At 58.9% G+C, this 16204-nt stretch carries 17 protein-coding genes; all 17 read right to left on the reverse strand.

Going from position 1 to position 16204, the window contains the following annotated elements; translation table 11 throughout:
- Positions 1 to 11: 11 nt before the first annotated feature.
- Positions 12 to 1388 (reverse strand): F0F1 ATP synthase subunit beta, encoded by a 1377-nt coding sequence (gene atpD, locus ACJA3S_RS25805; protein ID WP_170033980.1) that lies wholly within the window; start codon positions 1386 to 1388, stop codon positions 12 to 14.
- Positions 1389 to 1415: 27 nt separating this feature from the next.
- Positions 1416 to 2276, reverse strand: coding sequence for a F0F1 ATP synthase subunit gamma (atpG, locus tag ACJA3S_RS25810; protein ID WP_186671701.1), 861 nt, complete (start codon positions 2274 to 2276; stop codon positions 1416 to 1418).
- A 48-nt stretch (positions 2277 to 2324) separates the two neighbouring features.
- On the reverse strand, positions 2325 to 3869 hold the full coding sequence (gene atpA / locus ACJA3S_RS25815) for a F0F1 ATP synthase subunit alpha (protein ID WP_087500987.1): 1545 nt from the start codon (positions 3867 to 3869) through the stop codon (positions 2325 to 2327).
- A 21-nt stretch (positions 3870 to 3890) separates the two neighbouring features.
- Positions 3891 to 4427: a F0F1 ATP synthase subunit delta gene (locus tag ACJA3S_RS25820; protein ID WP_043214190.1), complete on the reverse strand. Its 537-nt coding sequence runs from the start codon at positions 4425 to 4427 to the stop codon at positions 3891 to 3893.
- Between the two features lie 12 nt (positions 4428 to 4439).
- Positions 4440 to 4910: a F0F1 ATP synthase subunit B gene (locus ACJA3S_RS25825; RefSeq protein WP_023383136.1), complete on the reverse strand. Its 471-nt coding sequence runs from the start codon at positions 4908 to 4910 to the stop codon at positions 4440 to 4442.
- A gap of 57 nt (positions 4911 to 4967) precedes the next feature.
- Positions 4968 to 5225: a F0F1 ATP synthase subunit C gene (atpE, locus tag ACJA3S_RS25830; RefSeq protein WP_003097235.1), complete on the reverse strand. Its 258-nt coding sequence runs from the start codon at positions 5223 to 5225 to the stop codon at positions 4968 to 4970.
- A gap of 144 nt (positions 5226 to 5369) precedes the next feature.
- Positions 5370 to 6239 carry a F0F1 ATP synthase subunit A gene (gene atpB / locus ACJA3S_RS25835; RefSeq protein WP_023383137.1) on the reverse strand — a complete coding sequence of 290 codons (870 nt, stop codon included), beginning with the start codon at positions 6237 to 6239 and terminating at the stop codon, positions 5370 to 5372.
- A gap of 16 nt (positions 6240 to 6255) precedes the next feature.
- Positions 6256 to 6663, reverse strand: coding sequence for a F0F1 ATP synthase subunit I (locus ACJA3S_RS25840; protein ID WP_008092225.1), 408 nt, complete (start codon positions 6661 to 6663; stop codon positions 6256 to 6258).
- A 148-nt stretch (positions 6664 to 6811) separates the two neighbouring features.
- On the reverse strand, positions 6812 to 7684 hold the full coding sequence (locus tag ACJA3S_RS25845; RefSeq protein WP_406820452.1) for a ParB/RepB/Spo0J family partition protein: 873 nt from the start codon (positions 7682 to 7684) through the stop codon (positions 6812 to 6814).
- Between the two features lie 9 nt (positions 7685 to 7693).
- Positions 7694 to 8485, reverse strand: a complete 792-nt coding sequence (locus ACJA3S_RS25850; RefSeq protein ID WP_060499722.1) for a ParA family protein — start codon at positions 8483 to 8485, stop codon at positions 7694 to 7696.
- An 18-nt stretch (positions 8486 to 8503) separates the two neighbouring features.
- Entirely contained in the window at positions 8504 to 9154 is a 651-nt protein-coding gene (gene rsmG, locus ACJA3S_RS25855; protein WP_170033985.1) for a 16S rRNA (guanine(527)-N(7))-methyltransferase RsmG, read from the reverse strand.
- Entirely contained in the window at positions 9151 to 11043 is a 1893-nt protein-coding gene (mnmG, locus tag ACJA3S_RS25860; RefSeq protein ID WP_289129073.1) for a tRNA uridine-5-carboxymethylaminomethyl(34) synthesis enzyme MnmG, read from the reverse strand. Before mnmG ends, rsmG begins: the two co-directional genes overlap by 4 nt.
- Before the next feature lie 633 nt (positions 11044 to 11676).
- Positions 11677 to 13047 carry a tRNA uridine-5-carboxymethylaminomethyl(34) synthesis GTPase MnmE gene (gene mnmE, locus ACJA3S_RS25865; RefSeq protein WP_170033988.1) on the reverse strand — a complete coding sequence of 457 codons (1371 nt, stop codon included), beginning with the start codon at positions 13045 to 13047 and terminating at the stop codon, positions 11677 to 11679.
- Positions 13048 to 13134: 87 nt separating this feature from the next.
- Positions 13135 to 14817 (reverse strand): membrane protein insertase YidC, encoded by a 1683-nt coding sequence (gene yidC, locus ACJA3S_RS25870; protein ID WP_406820453.1) that lies wholly within the window; start codon positions 14815 to 14817, stop codon positions 13135 to 13137.
- Between the two features lie 2 nt (positions 14818 to 14819).
- Positions 14820 to 15065, reverse strand: a complete 246-nt coding sequence (gene yidD, locus ACJA3S_RS25875; RefSeq protein WP_075046823.1) for a membrane protein insertion efficiency factor YidD — start codon at positions 15063 to 15065, stop codon at positions 14820 to 14822.
- Complete coding sequence (rnpA, locus tag ACJA3S_RS25880; protein ID WP_170034354.1) at positions 15058 to 15462, reverse strand: ribonuclease P protein component; 405 nt, start codon at positions 15460 to 15462, stop codon at positions 15058 to 15060. The genes yidD and rnpA overlap by 8 nt, the downstream gene beginning before the upstream one ends.
- Positions 15463 to 15475: 13 nt before the next feature.
- The gene (gene rpmH / locus ACJA3S_RS25885) at positions 15476 to 15610 is read right to left on the reverse strand and encodes a 50S ribosomal protein L34 (protein WP_003253163.1); all 135 of its coding nucleotides are present in this window, start codon (positions 15608 to 15610) and stop codon (positions 15476 to 15478) included.
- Positions 15611 to 16204 lie beyond the last annotated feature (594 nt).

Genomic DNA, 16204 nt, shown 5'->3' on the forward strand with positions numbered 1-16204 from the left:
GGGCGCCGGGATTACAGTTTCTTGGCTTTCTCGATCGCTTCGTCGATGCTGCCGACCATGTAGAACGCTTGTTCTGGCAGGTGGTCGTAGTCACCTTTGAGGATGCCGCTGAAGCCAGCGATGGTGTCTTTCAGGGAAACGTACTTGCCTGGCGAACCGGTGAAGACTTCGGCCACGAAGAACGGCTGCGACAGGAAGCGCTGGATCTTACGAGCGCGGGCTACCAGTTGCTTGTCGGCTTCGGACAGTTCGTCCATACCCAGGATCGCGATGATGTCTTTCAGCTCTTTGTAGCGCTGCAGAACATACTGAACCTGGCGGGCAGTTTCGTAGTGCTCGTTGCCGATCACGTTCGGGTCCAGCTGGCGCGAAGTCGAGTCCAGTGGGTCAACCGCTGGGTAGATACCCAGGGAAGCGATGTCACGGGACAGAACGACGGTGGCGTCCAGGTGGGCGAAGGTGGTGGCTGGCGACGGGTCGGTCAGGTCGTCCGCAGGTACGTATACGGCCTGGATCGAGGTGATCGAACCTTCTTTGGTCGAAGTAATACGCTCTTGCAGAACGCCCATCTCTTCGGCCAGGGTCGGCTGGTAACCTACTGCGGAAGGCATACGGCCCAGCAGTGCGGATACTTCGGTACCGGCCAGGGTGTAACGATAGATGTTGTCGACGAACAGCAGAACGTCGTTACCTTCGTCACGGAACTTCTCAGCCATGGTCAGGCCGGTCAGCGCTACGCGCAGACGGTTTCCTGGTGGCTCGTTCATCTGACCGTAGACCAGTGCTACCTTGTCGAGAACGTTGGAGTCCTTCATCTCGTGGTAGAAGTCGTTACCCTCACGAGTACGCTCACCCACACCAGCGAACACGGAATAACCGCTGTGCTCGATGGCGATGTTACGGATCAGTTCCATCATGTTAACGGTCTTGCCGACGCCGGCACCACCGAACAGACCAACCTTACCACCCTTGGCGAACGGGCAAACCAGGTCGATAACCTTGATGCCGGTTTCCAGCAGGTCGTTGCCGCCTGCCTGGTCAGCGAAGGAAGGCGCCTTCTGGTGGATACCACGACGCTCTTCTTCGCCGATCGGGCCAGCTTCGTCGATCGGGTTGCCCAGAACGTCCATGATACGGCCCAGGGTGGCCTTACCAACAGGAACGGAGATGGCAGCGCCGGTGTCGACGACATCCAGACCGCGCTTCAGGCCTTCGGTCGAGCCCATCGCAATGGTACGAACCACGCCGTCGCCCAGCTGCTGCTGAACTTCCAGGGTGGTGTCCGCGCCTTGTACTTTCAGCGCGTTGTAAACACTCGGTACGACGTCACGTGGGAATTCCACGTCGATGACGGCGCCGATGATTTGAACGATACGTCCGCTACTCATAGCTGGATCCTCTGAATATTTGAACCGTTAAACCGCGGCAGCGCCGCCGACGATTTCCGAGATCTCCTGGGTGATCGCAGCCTGACGCGCCTTGTTGTAGATCAGCTGGAGTTCGCTGATCAAATCACCGGCGTTGTCTGTGGCGTTCTTCATGGCGATCATCCGGGCCGCTTGTTCAGCAGCGTTGTTCTCGACCACCGCCTGGTACACCTGCGACTCCACGTAACGCACCATCAAGCCGTCCAGCAGCTCTTTTGCGTCGGGTTCGTACAGGTAGTCCCAGTGATGCTTGAGATCCTGATCCGGGGTTGCCACCAACGGTACCAATTGCTCGACCGTCGGTTTTTGGGTCATGGTGTTGATGAACTTGTTCGAAACCACCGAGAGGCGATCGATGCGGCCGTCCAGGTAGGCGTCCAGCATCACTTTGACGGAGCCGATCAGGTCGTTGATCGATGGCTCTTCGCCCAAGTGGCTGATCGCAGCTACGACGTTACCGCCAAAGTTGCGGAAGAATGCCGCACCCTTGCTGCCGATCACGCACAGGTCGATTTCAACGCCCTGTTCGCGGTTTTCGTTCATGTCCTTGACCAGGGCCTTGAACAGGTTGGTGTTCAAGCCACCGCACAGACCACGGTCACTGCTCACCACGATATAACCGGCGCGCTTTACAGGGCGCTCGATCATGAACGGGTGGCGGTACTCCGGGTTGGCGTTGGCCAGATGACCGATCACCTGGCGGATACGCTCCGCATAAGGACGGCTAGCAGCCATGCGCAGTTGTGCCTTGCGCATTTTGCTGACCGCCACTTTTTCCATGGCGCTGGTAATTTTTTGCGTGCTTTTGATGCTCGCAATCTTACTGCGAATCTCTTTTGCGCCTGCCATGTATCACCTATCAGGTTAGCAAGCGGGGGCCAGGGCCCCCGCTGCGGCTTACCAGGTCTGGGTGGCCTTGAACTTCTCGATACCAGCTTTCATGCCAGCGTCGATTTCGTCGTTGAAGTCACCCTTCACGTTGATCTTGGCCATCAGTTCGGCGTGATCACGGTTGAAGTAGGCGATCAGAGCTTGCTCGAAGCTGCCGACCTTGGAGACTTCTACGTCGGTCAGGAAGCCACGCTCAGCGGCATACAGCGACAGGGCCATGTCCGCGATGGACATTGGCGCGTACTGCTTCTGCTTCATCAGCTCGGTAACGCGCTGACCATGCTCCAGCTGCTTGCGGGTCGCTTCGTCCAGATCGGAAGCGAACTGGGCGAATGCAGCCAGTTCACGGTACTGAGCCAGAGCGGTACGAATACCACCGGACAGCTTCTTGATGATCTTGGTCTGAGCGGCACCACCTACGCGGGATACCGAAACACCGGCGTTAACTGCAGGGCGGATGCCCGAGTTGAACATGGCCGATTCCAGGAAGATCTGACCGTCGGTGATGGAAATCACGTTGGTCGGAACGAACGCGGAAACGTCGCCAGCCTGGGTTTCGATGATCGGCAGGGCGGTCAGGGAACCGGTCTTGCCAGTGACTGCGCCATTGGTGAACTTCTCGACGTACTCTTCCGAAACGCGCGATGCACGCTCCAGCAGACGGGAGTGGAGATAGAACACGTCACCTGGGTACGCTTCACGTCCTGGTGGACGGCGCAGCAGCAGGGAGATCTGACGGTAGGCAACGGCCTGCTTGGACAGGTCATCGTAAACAATCAGGGCGTCTTCACCGCGGTCACGGAAGTATTCGCCCATGGTGCAGCCGGCGTAAGGAGCCAGGAACTGCAGCGCGGCCGATTCCGAGGCGCTGGCGGCAACAACGATGGTGTTGGCCAGGGCGCCGGCTTCTTCCAGCTTGCGCACAACGTTGGCGATGGTCGACTGCTTCTGGCCTACGGCCACGTATACGCAGAAGATGCCGCTGTTTTTCTGGTTGATGATCGCGTCGACCGCCATGGCAGTCTTACCGATCTGACGGTCACCGATGATCAGCTCGCGCTGGCCACGGCCAACCGGGATCATGGCGTCAACCGACTTGTAGCCAGTCTGTACAGGCTGGTCTACCGATTTACGCCAGATCACGCCCGGAGCGACCTTTTCGACCGCGTCGGTTTCGGTGGTGGTCAGAGGACCTTTGCCATCGATCGGGTTACCCAGAGCGTCGACGACGCGGCCCAGCAGGCCTTTGCCGACCGGAACTTCCAGGATGCGACCGGTGCACTTGGCGCTCATGCCCTCGGCGAGGGAGGTGTACGCACCCAGTACCACCGCACCTACGGAGTCTTGCTCCAGGTTCAGTGCCATACCGTATACGCCGCCCGGGAACTCGATCATTTCGCCGTACATAGCGTCGGCCAGACCGTGGATCCGTACGATACCGTCGGAAACGCTTACGACGGTACCTTCGTTACGGGCTTGGGAGCCGACATCGAGCTTCTCGATGCGACCCTTGATGATTTCACTAATTTCGGAAGGATTGAGTTGCTGCATTGCTCTGCTGCCCCTTCAAACTCAAGATTTCAATGCTTCGGCCAGTTTCGCGATCTTGCCGCGAACCGAGCCATCGATTACCAGGTCGCCGGCGCGGATGACGACGCCGCCGATCAGGCTGGCATCCTCCGACGCGTGCAGGCGCACTTCCCGGCTGAGCCGTGCACTGAGAACCTTGGCGAGTTTGTCTTGCTGTTCTTGGTTCAACGCAAAAGCACTGGTGACTTCCACGTCCACGGATTTTTCTTGCTCGGCCTTGTACAGGTCGAACAGGGCGGCAATCTCCGGCAGGAGCAGGAGACGGTCGTTTTCCGCGGCAACATGAATGAAATTCTGTGCCTGTGCATCGAACTTGTCACCGCACACTTCAATGAATGCGGCGGCCTTTTCTGCGCTTGTCAGTCGCGGGGCCTTGAGCAGGCGCTGCATGGTGTCGTCTTCCGACACCGCAGCAGCCAGGCCGAGCATGGCTGACCAATTGGCCAGTTGCTGATGGGCCTGGGCATGCTCAAAGGCAGCCTTAGCGTAAGGTCGGGCCAACGTGGTCAGTTCTGCCATGATCGCCCTCGCTTAAATTTCAGCGGCCAGTTTGTTAACCAGCTCCGCATGCGCGTTTTGATCGATTGTGGCGCCAAGGATCTTTTCAGCACCGCCAACAGCCAGGGCACCCACTTGGGCACGCAGGGCGTCTTTGACGCTGTTCAGTTCCTGTTCGATCTCGGCTTGAGCCTGAGCCTTCACACGGTCAGCTTCGACGCGAGCCTGTTCACGGGCTTCCTCGACAAGCTGAGCAGCGCGTTTCTTGCTTTGCTCAATGATTTCGGCTGCCTGTGCCTTTGCTTCACGCAGTTGCTGACCCGCTTTCTCTTGGGCCAGCTCCAGGTCGCGAGCTGCGCGGTTGGCAGCGTCCAAGCCGTCGGCAATCTTCTTTTGGCGCTCTTGCAGAGCAGTGATGACCGGAGGCCATACATACTTCATGCAGAAGAGTACAAAAATCAGAAAAGCAACGGATTGGCCAATCAGGGTTGCATTAATGTTCACGCCAACACCTCGCTCGGTCTTTGTCCATCACACCAATCAACTCGTGGAAACGAGTGATTAGCCGGCGATCTGACCAACGAAGGGGTTCGCGAAGGTGAAGAACAGAGCGATACCAACACCGATCATGGTTACGGCGTCGAGCAGACCGGCAACGATGAACATTTTGACCTGCAGCATCGGAACCATTTCAGGCTGACGAGCAGCGCCTTCCAGGAACTTGCCGCCCAGCAGGCCGAAACCAATGGCGGTACCCAGAGCACCCAGGCCGATCAGCAGAGCAACAGCGATAGCGGTCAGACCAACTACAGTTTCCATCTTTCCTCCCGACTTTTACGTCGTATTGGTTAGGTTTTTAGTTTGAAGCGGTAAAACAAATCGTTTGGTACAGCATGCCCTTGCGGACTTTTTAAGCCCTCCCCCCAAACGAGCGGGGAAGGCTATCAGACACGCCAGGCGGTCTTAATGGTTATCTTCGTGAGCCATCGACAGGTAGACGATGGTAAGCATCATGAAGATGAAGGCTTGCAGGGTGATGATCAGGATGTGGAACACAGCCCACGCCCACTGCAGCACCACACCCAGGCCGCTGAGCCACAGGATGCCGGCGCCGAACATCACGGCGATCAGGATGAACACCAGCTCGCCAGCGTACATGTTGCCGAACAGACGCAGTGCCAGCGAGATCGGCTTGGCGATCAGGGTGACGAATTCCAGCAGGAAGTTGACCGGAATCAGCAGGATCTGCACGAAGATGTTCTTGCTGCCGAACGGGTGCAGGGTCAGCTCACCGATGAAGCCGCCCAGGCCCTTGACCTTGATGCTGTAGAAGATGATCAGGGCGAACACGCAGAAGGCCATGGCCAGGGTCGCGTTCGGGTCGGTGGTCGACACGGCGCGGAACGGAATGTGCGGGTCACCGGAGATCAGGATGGCCAGCTGAGGAATCCAGTCGACCGGTACCAGGTCGATGGCGTTCATCAGGAACACCCAGACGAAAATGGTCAGCGCCAGCGGGGCGATTACCGGGCTACGGCCGTGGAAGGAGTCCTTCACGCTGCCGTTGACGAAGTCCACCAGCACTTCAACGAAGTTCTGCAGGCCGCCAGGTTGGCCGGAAGTCGCCTTCTTGGCCGCCATGCGGAAGATGAACAGGAAGATCAGACCCAGCGCGACGGACCAACCCAGGGTGTCCAGGTGGAACGCCCAGAAGCCCATTGCCTTGGCTTCTGCAGCCGAATGGGCGAAGCCCCAGCTGCCGTCTGGTAGTTGACCGTAGGTCAGGTTCTGCAAGTGGTGCTGGATATAGCCCGAAGCGGTTTCTGCTGCCATGGTTGCCTCAAACGCCCTAAGGTCTCGAAAGTCTTTTATTCATCAGCAGGGGCGCGAACCAGCTGACCAAAAGGGTCAGCACGAAGACGCCGAATACTGCTAACGGCGCCAATGGCTTCACTCCTGCGAAGGTCAGTGCAAAAAGCACTGCCGTCAAAATCATCTTGCCTGCCTCGCCAGCGTAAAACGACTTGACGATGGCTTGTGCCGCCCGGGCTCCGCTGAAGCGAAAAGCCTTCCAGGCGAAGTACACGTTGGGTAGCCAGGCAATCAAACCTCCGCAAAGGCCTGAATATCCACTGACCGCCCCTTTCCACTGCCACAACACCAAGGTTGCCAGCAGCAGTACGACGAATTGAGCCAGCAGTACCGGAAAAACCGCCCAGCGATGGAAAGGCAGGCGGTTTGGCGTGCGGATTTCCATCACAACTGCTCCTCGGAAGTCGACCAACAAGTCAGCTATGACTTGGCATAATTTGTGCCGACAAAATGCGCGCAGAGTATAGGGGTGGATTAACCCCTATTCAACTCTTCGTAGTGATTTCCGACTGCACGCTACAACAGGAATTGTTTCAGCGGATGTGAGCAAGCACGCCTTGCAACTCGTCAAGCGAGTTGTAGCGAATAACCAGCTGGCCTTTGCCCTTGTTGCCATGACGGATCTGCACGGCCGAGCCCAGGCGCTCTGCGAGACGCTGTTCAAGGCGTGCGATATCCGGATCAGGTTTGCTCGGCTCGACCGGATCAGGTTTGTCGCTGAGCCACTGACGAACCAGTGCCTCGGTTTGGCGCACGGTGAGGCCGCGTGCGACAACATGACGCGCCCCCTCTTCCTGACGGCCTTCTTCCAGCCCGAGCAATGCACGCGCATGGCCCATCTCCAGGTCGCCATGGGCGAGCATGGTCTTGATCGCCTCAGGCAAGGTGATCAGGCGCAGCAGGTTGGCCACGGTTACCCGCGACTTGCCTACGGCGTCGGCCACCTGCTGCTGGGTGAGTTCGAATTCCTGCTGCAGGCGCTGCAGCGCCAGGGCCTCTTCCAGCGGGTTGAGGTCTTCGCGCTGGATGTTCTCGATCAGTGCCATGGCGATGGCAGCTTCGTCGGGCACTTCGCGGACCATGGCCGGGATCTTGTCCAGGCCGGCCTGCTGGGTAGCACGCCAGCGGCGCTCACCGGCGATGATCTCGTAGCGGTTGTCGCCGATCGGGCGCACCACGATCGGTTGCATCACGCCATGGTTGCGAATCGAGTGCGCAAGCTCTTCCAGCGCCTCCGGGTCCATGTCCCGGCGTGGCTGGTACTTGCCACGCTGGATCAGCTCGACCGGCAGGTGTTGCAGTTCTTTCTGGTCGATCTGCACAGCCTGCTCTTCGAGCGCGCTGACGGAAGGACCACTGAGCAGTGCATCCAACCCACGTCCGAGACCCCGTTTCTTGACGGCCATACGGATTCCTTAAGTTGTTTGTGCAGTGCGTGATTGACGGCGTTGACGGCGGACCAGTTCCCCGGCCAGGGCCAGATACGCCAGCGCGCCGCGCGATTGCTTGTCGTAGGCCAGGGCCGGCATGCCGAAGCTGGGGGCCTCGGCCAGGCGAATGTTGCGCGGAATGACCGTGTCGTACAGCTGCGGGCCGAAGTGCTCCTTCAGCTGCGCCGAAACATCGTTGTTCAGGCTCAGCCGCGGGTCGTACATGGTCCGCAGCAGGCCCTCGATCTTCAGCTCCGGATTCAACCGGGCAGCGATGCGCTTGATGTTATCCACAAGGTCACTGAGACCTTCCAGCGCGTAATATTCGCACTGCATCGGGATGATCACGCCATCCGAGGCGACCAGGGCGTTGAGCGTCAGCATCGACAGCGACGGCGGGCAGTCGATGAGGATGTAGTCGTAGTTGTCGCGGATCGGTGCCAGGGCGTTGCGCAGGCGGCTTTCCTTGACCTGCATTTCCAGCAGCACCACTTCGGCGGCAGTCAGGTCACGGTTCGCCGGCAGCAACTGGAAACCACCGTGCTCGGAGTAATGCATGGCCTGGGCCAGGTCGCATTCCCCGATCAGCAGGTCGTAGACCGAGTGCTCGAGCTCGTGCTTGTCCACACCGCTGCCCATGGTGGCGTTGCCTTGCGGATCGAGGTCGATCAGCAGCACACGACGCTTGGTTGCGGCCAGCGAGGCAGCGAGATTGATACAGGTGGTGGTCTTGCCCACACCACCCTTCTGGTTCGCGATTGCGAATACCTTAGCCATTGTTGCGTGTGTTCCCAGTCATGCCTTGCGGCGCAGTATCAGCAGATGGCGCTGGCCCTGGCAACCTGGAACGGTCAGGGCCTGCTCGCTTTCCACTGTGAAGTCTGCGGGCAATGCTACCAGTTCATCGGCAGGATGCAGCCCCTTCATTGCAAGCCATTGCGTCCCGGTGTCGCCCAGGTGGCGGGTCCAGTTGGTGAAATTTTCCATGCTGCTGAAAGCGCGGGAGATGATCCCGTTGAACGGTTGCGCCGGCTGGAAGGCCTCGACCCGGCTGTGGATAACCGTGAGGTTGTCCAGCTTGAGTTCCATTTTCACCTGGGTCAGGAAGCGCGTCTTCTTGCCGTTGGCATCCAGCACCGTCACCCGCTTGTGCGGATGCAGGATAGCCAATGGGATGCCAGGCATGCCGCCGCCACTGCCGACATCCAGCCAGTTGTCACGTTCGCTGTGGATAAACGGCATGACGCTGAGGCTGTCGAGCAGATGACGCGACACCATCTCGTCGGGGTCGCGCACGGCAGTCAGGTTGTAGGCTTTGTTCCATTTGATCAACAGGGCCAGGTAGCCGAGCAGCTTTTCGTGCTGCTCGGCGCTCAGCTCGACACCAAGCTGGCGCGCACCTGTGGACAACTCTTCAGCGTGTTGCGGGGTGACCAGGGAACTCAAGCGCTTTGCTCCAATTCGCGGCCAGCGCCGCGTTTCTTCAAGTGAATCAGCAACAGGGAAATCGCCGCCGGAGTGACGCCAGGAATGCGCGAAGCCTGGCCGAGGGTTTCCGGACGGGTCTGGCCCAGCTTGCCCTGAATTTCCTTGGACAGCCCGGAAATGCTCGAGTAATCGATATCCACAGGCAGGCGGGTGTCTTCGCTGGCACGCAGGCGAGCGATTTCATCCTGCTGCCGGTCGATGTAACCGGCGTACTTGGTGCGGATCTCGACCTGTTCGGCGACCTGTGGATCGATCGCTTCACCACCGGTCGCCTCGATCAGGCCGGCGTAGTCGATTTCCGGGCGAGCCAGCAGGTTGAGCAGGCTGTACTCGTGGCTGAGCGGCGTACCGAACTTATCCACAATGGCCTGGCCTTGCTCGGTGTTCGGCCGTACCCAGGTCGATTTCAGGCGTTGTTCCTCACGCTCAATGCCGTCGCGCTTGGCGCAGAAGGCGGCCCAGCGCTGGTCGTCGATCAGGCCAAGTTCACGGCCCTTTTCGGTCAGACGCAGATCGGCGTTGTCTTCGCGCAGGATCAGGCGGTACTCGGCACGTGAAGTGAACATGCGGTACGGCTCCTGGGTACCCAGGGTAATCAGGTCATCCACCAGCACACCGATGTAGGCCTCGTCGCGACGCGGGCACCAGCTGTCACGGCCCTGCGCCCGCAGGGCGGCGTTGGTACCGGCCAGCAGGCCTTGGGCGCCGGCTTCTTCGTAACCGGTGGTGCCGTTGATCTGGCCAGCGAAGAACAGGCCGCCGATGACTTTGGTTTCGAGGCTGTACTTGAGGTCGCGCGGGTCGAAGTAGTCGTACTCGATGGCATAGCCCGGACGCACGATGTGGGCGTTTTCCATACCGCGGATCGAACGCACCAGTTCCAGTTGCACGTCAAACGGCAGCGAAGTGGAAATACCGTTGGGGTACAGCTCGTGGGTATTCAGGCCTTCCGGCTCGATGAACACCTGGTGGCTTTCCTTGTCGGCGAAGCGGTGGATCTTGTCTTCGATCGACGGGCAGTAGCGCGGGCCGACCCCTTCGATCACACCCGAGTACATCGGCGACCGGTCAAGGTTCGAGGCAATGATTTCGTGGGTGCGGGCGTTGGTGTGGGTAATCCAGCAGCTCACCTGGCGCGGATGCATCTCGGCATTGCCCATGAACGACATCACCGGAATCGGTGTATCGCCTGGCTGTTCGGTCATCACCGAGAAATCCACCGAACGGCCGTCGATGCGTGGCGGCGTACCGGTTTTCAGGCGCCCGACGCGCAGCGGCAGTTCACGCATGCGGTGGGCCAGGGCGATCGAAGGCGGATCACCTGCGCGACCACCGGAATGGTTCTGCAGACCAATGTGGATAAGGCCGCCGAGGAAGGTACCGGTGGTCAATACCACCGATTCAGCGAAGAAACGCAGGCCCATCTGGGTCACCACGCCTTTGACCTGGTCCTGTTCGACGATCAGGTCGTCGCAGGACTGCTGGAATATCCACAGGTTTGGCTGGTTTTCAAGGATTTCACGCACCACTGCCTTGTAGATGGCGCGGTCGGCCTGTGCACGGGTAGCGCGTACGGCCGGGCCCTTGCGGTTGTTCAGAACGCGGAACTGGATGCCGCTCTTGTCGGTGGCCAACGCCATGGCGCCGCCGAGGGCATCGATCTCTTTGACCAGATGGCTTTTGCCAATGCCGCCGATGGCGGGGTTGCAGCTCATGTGACCGAGGGTTTCCACGTTATGGGTCAGCAGCAGGGTTTTCACACCCATGCGTGCAGACGCAAGCGCAGCCTCGGTACCGGCATGGCCGCCGCCGATGACGATCACTTCAAAACGGGAAGGGAAATCCACCACGCACCTCGTGCCTGTTTTTGCGAATAGAGAAGGTAAGCCGACAAGTATAGGGACTTCACCCCCTTTAAAGAAACCGTCTGAGCAAATTTTGACCAACCTGTGGATGAATGGCAGACAACAGAAATCAAAGAGGAAAAATTTAAAAAAGCTTTGTTTTTATGTTTATTCTTATGCACAGCCGTATCTGTGGATAAACTCACACAGCCCATGATTCACGCTACGTTGAGAGAAATTAAACCCTGTGGCTGGAGGGCCATGAGGGCTCTGGATAACGCGATTTAGCCTGTGGATTAAATGCCTGCTTACCCACAGGGCGGTTTGTCCTCAGAAAAAAAGCCTGCTTATCAACGGAGCTGAAGGGGAGTTTTCCACAGGGCTCCTGAACGCGTTTTCAACCTCGATCAGGAAAATCATCGAGATAGCGGCCAGGTCCAGACAAGGAGAAAGCGGGCGAGACCGCGAAATATCGGTACAGCTACAGAATCTCAGGCTTTGTGAGGCGTTCTTCGTGGGCAGGCCCGTTCCCACAGACACTCCGTTCGCTTGGCTACGGGCATCTGCTGCGATGAAATTCAGGGCAAAAAAAAGCCGCTCCCGAAGGAGCGGCCCTTGGCCTTGCCTGGTTGTGGATTACTTGCCGATGCAGAAACTGGAGAAGATCCGCCCTAGCAGGTCGTCAGAGCTGAATGCCCCGGTAATCTCGCCCAAGGCCTGCTGTGCCTGGCGGAGGTCTTCTGCCAACAGCTCGCCTGCCCCGGCCAGCGTGAGTTGGGCACGGCCATGCTCCAGATGCTCGCTGGCCTGACGCAAGGCATCCAGGTGGCGTCGACGAGCGCTGAAACCACTTTCGGCTGTCTGCTCATAGCCCATGCAGGCCTTCAGGTGGTCACGCAACAGTTGCAGCCCCAGGTCGTCCCCTTTGGCGCTAAGGGTTATCGTCACATGGCCGTCATCACACTGCTCAAGCGCCACCGGCTCACCACTCAGGTCGGCCTTGTTGCGGATCAGCGTGACCTTGGCCGGGTCTGGCCGCTGGTCGAGAAATTCCGGCCACAGGGCGAAGGGATCGCTGGCCTCGGGCGCGGTCGAATCCACCACCAGCAGCACTCGGTCGGCCTCGCCAATGGCTTTCAGTGCGCGTTCCACACCGATCTTTTCCACATGGTCGTCGGTGTCGCGCAGGCCAGCGGTATCGACGACATGCAGCGGCATACCGTCGATGTGGATATGTTCACGCAGGATGTCCCGGGTGGTACCGGCGATATCAGTGACGATCGCAGCTTCCCGCCCGGCCAGCTGGTTCAGCAGGCTCGATTTGCCGGCGTTCGGCCGCCCGGCGATGACCACGGTCATGCCGTCACGCAACAAGGCGCCCTGCCCGGCTTCACGTTGCACTGTGGACAACGCCAGGCGCACTGCATCGAGCATCGACAGGACATGGCCATCAGCCAGGAAGTCGATCTCCTCCTCAGGGAAGTCGATTGCCGCCTCGACGTAAATCCGCAGGGCAATCAACGCTTCGGTCAGGGAATGCACACGTTTCGAGAATTCCCCCTGCAGCGAACGCAGGGCATTGCGCGCCGCCTGGCTTGAGCTGGCTTCGATCAGGTCAGCGATGGCTTCGGCCTGGGCCAGGTCGAGTTTGTCGTTGAGGAATGCGCGCTCGCTGAATTCGCCCGGGCGGGCCAAGCGGCAGCCAACTTGTACACAGCGCTGCAGCAACATGTCCAGGACCACTGGGCCACCATGGCCCTGCAGTTCGAGCACGTCCTCACCGGTGAACGAATTCGGCCCGGGGAAGAACAGCGCGATCCCTTCGTCCAGCACCAGCCCTTCCTCGTCGCGGAACGGGCCGTAGTGGGCATGCCGCGGGGTCAGCGTACGGCCGGTTATCAGCTGCCCGGCCTTGGCAGCCAGAGGGCCGGACAACCTGACAATACCGACACCGCCGCGGCCCTGGGCGGTAGCGATGGCAGCGATGGTTTCACGCACAATGTTCATGCTCGAAAGCCTCTACGACAAAACGACAGATAGCAAAAACGCCCCACTAGGGGGCGTTTTTTATTCACAGGCTAGCGCAACAGCCTGTCAAGCAGCAGCTTTTTTGCTGGCTGCTTCGATGCTGCGGGTGATGTACCACTGCTGTGCGATCGACAAGCAGTTGTTCACAACCCAGTACAGCACCAGGCCGGCCGGGAACCACAGGAAGAAGAAGGTGAAGATGATCGGCATCATTTTCATCACCTTGGCCTGCATCGGATCCGGTGGGGTCGGGTTCAGGCGCTGCTGGATGAACATGGTGGCGCCCATGATGATCGGCAGGATGAAGAACGGATCCTTGATCGACAGGTCGGTAATCCACAGCATCCACGGGGCCTGGCGCATTTCCACGCTTTCCAGCAGTACCCAGTACAGGGCCAGGAATACCGGCATCTGTACCAGGATCGGCAGGCAGCCGCCCAGCGGGTTGATCTTCTCTTTCTTGTACAGCTCCATCATCGCCTGGGACATCTTCTGGCGATCATCACCGAAGCGTTCCTTGAGCGCAGCAAGCTTCGGTGCAACGGCACGCATGCGCGCCATCGAGCGGTAGCTGGCAGCCGACAGCGGGAAGAACAGACCCTTGATGAGCATGGTCAGGACGATGATCGACCAGCCCCAGTTACCCAGCAGGCTGTGGATATGTTGCAGCAGCCAGAAGATCGGCTGGGCAATGAACCACAGGAAACCATAGTCGACGGTCAGTTCCAGGCCTGGGGACAACTCTTTCAGCTTGGACTGGATTTTCGGGCCGGCGTACAGCATCGCGCTGGTTTCAACCTTGCCGCCAGCAGGCACGCTGAGGGCCGGGCCGGTGTAGCCGATGATGTAGTTGCCTTGGCTGTCCTTGCGGGTCTGGACAACGTTGCTGTCCGACTTGGCCGGAATCCAGGCGGTCACGAAGTAGTGCTGCAGCCAGGCAACCCAACCGCCGGACACGTTTTCTTTCAAATTACCTTTGTCGATGTCCTTCATCGAGACCTTTTTGTAAGGCTCGGAAGCTGTCCACAAGGCAGCGCCCAGGTAGGTCGCAGTGCCGGTGGCAGTGCTCGACGACGGGTCGGAGCTGGCATCACGCTTGAGCTGGGCAAACATGTTGCCGTTCCAGGCCTGGCCACTCTGGTTGTCGATCAGGTAAGTGACGGTCAGGTCATACTCACCACGCTTGAAGCTGAAGCGCTTGATGTAGTTGACACCGTTGTCGCTGAACTTCAGGTCGACCACCAGTTGGTCCTGGCCATCAGCCAGCTGGTAACCCTTCTGGTCGGCAGCGTACAGCGGGCGGCCAGTTGGGCGGGCGTCCGGGCCGTTGACACCGGTCAGGCCGCTTTGTGCCAGGTAGACACGCTCGCCACCGTTATCGAACAGCTGGAACGGAATCTCCGGGTGGTCCTGGCGACGTGGGAACTTCGGCAGGTTCAGCTGGACGATGTCGCCACCGACCGGATCGATAGCCAGGTCCAGGACATCGGTCTTGACCCGGATCAGGTCCTTGCTGACCGCAACCGGTGCCAGTTCGGCAGCGCTGGTTTCGGCATTGGCGCTCGGCACATCGGCGCTGGCGCCGGCATTACCGGCCGGTACGCCATCCGGCAAGCCCGGGGCAACAGTGCTGGCAGCAGTATTCTGAGTCGGCAGGGCAGCCTGGCCGTAGTCCTGGTTCCACTTGAGGACCATGACGTAGGACACGATTGCCAGGGCGACGATCAGGATCGTGCGTTTAATATCCATGATTACTCGGCTATCGAAGAAGTTCGGGAGGAAGGAGCGGGAGGAACGGGATCGAAACCGCCGTCGTTCCACGGATGACAACGCCCCAGGCGACGAACGGCTAGCCACCCACCACGCCAGAGGCCGTGGTTTTCAATGGCTTCATAAGCGTAACAGGAGCAACTGGGGAAGAAACGACAGTGACTGGCCATCAGAGGACTAATGGCATAACGGTAAAACTGGATCGGAACGAGGGCCAGTTTACGCATCTTGGCTGTCTACCCCTGCGGAATCGGCGGTAACTGCTGGAGCGGGCCGGCTGCGCGCCAGGCGTTTCCAGAGTTTGCCAAAGTGTTGGTGCAATTCCGGGTTTTCTATCTCACCCAATCCCTTGCGCGCGACGATCACGATGTCCAGCCCGGCAAGCAAATGCTGGTTCAGACGAAAGGAATCGCGCATCAAGCGCTTGAGGCGGTTGCGTTGAACGGCGAGCTTGACGCTCTTCTTTCCGATTACCAGGCCTAGGCGTGGGTGATCGAGGCCGTTCTCGCGAGCAAGGATCAGCAGGTTTTTCCCTGGAACCTTGCCGGTTGGGGAGTCGAAGACCGCTTTGAAATGCCGGGGTGTAAGCAGTCGCTTTTCCCGACTGAAGTCCTGACTCACCACCTGTGCCGAAAAATCAAATGGCCAGACGCTTACGGCCTTTGGCACGACGACGCGACAGAACAGCGCGGCCGTTCTTGGTAGCCATACGGGCACGGAAGCCGTGGGTGCGCGCGCGCTTGATGGTGCTTGGTTGGAAAGTACGTTTCATGGCGTGTTACCTGGTTTGTCGACGACGGGCCGGGATGGCCCCCTTTTTAAGAGACCGGCGATTCTAGAGAAAGCAAGCCCATAGGTCAATTTCCAACCAGCCTTTCCATATAGAGCGTGTGATGGACGGTGGCTCAATCTGGCATCACCAAGGTGCTTGATCGGACAGCGACATTGGGGACAACATGAAAAAAAAGAAGAGACATATAAAAAGCTTTTCTGAAGAACTTATAGATCTTAGGTGGATAACCTTCTGTGGATAACCTTGTGTAGCCCAGTAAAATCAAGGCGTGCAGGATTTCACAACTGTGTTTTCAACCGGTGCTGCGCTTGTTTTGTTCGTGGGCGAAAGCTGTGGATGAAATCAGTCGTTATCCACAGATGAGTTATCAACAGGATGGTGCTCAGGGTTGTGCATAGCCCTCAAGGGCGTTTATCCACAGGGCTTATTCACACCGAGGCAAAGCCGTTTTGGTCGATAAATGGCTGTTTTGTCATGGCTCCTAACGTGTCCACATGTGGATAACTGGGCGCTCGACCGGTACAATGGCGGTTTGTTTTTGCCTCATCCGGCTTTCAAACTCAGGGGAAATCC

The organism is Pseudomonas sp. KnCO4, assembly GCF_045344305.1.
Taxonomy (GTDB): Bacteria; Pseudomonadota; Gammaproteobacteria; order Pseudomonadales; family Pseudomonadaceae; genus Aquipseudomonas; species Aquipseudomonas anuradhapurensis.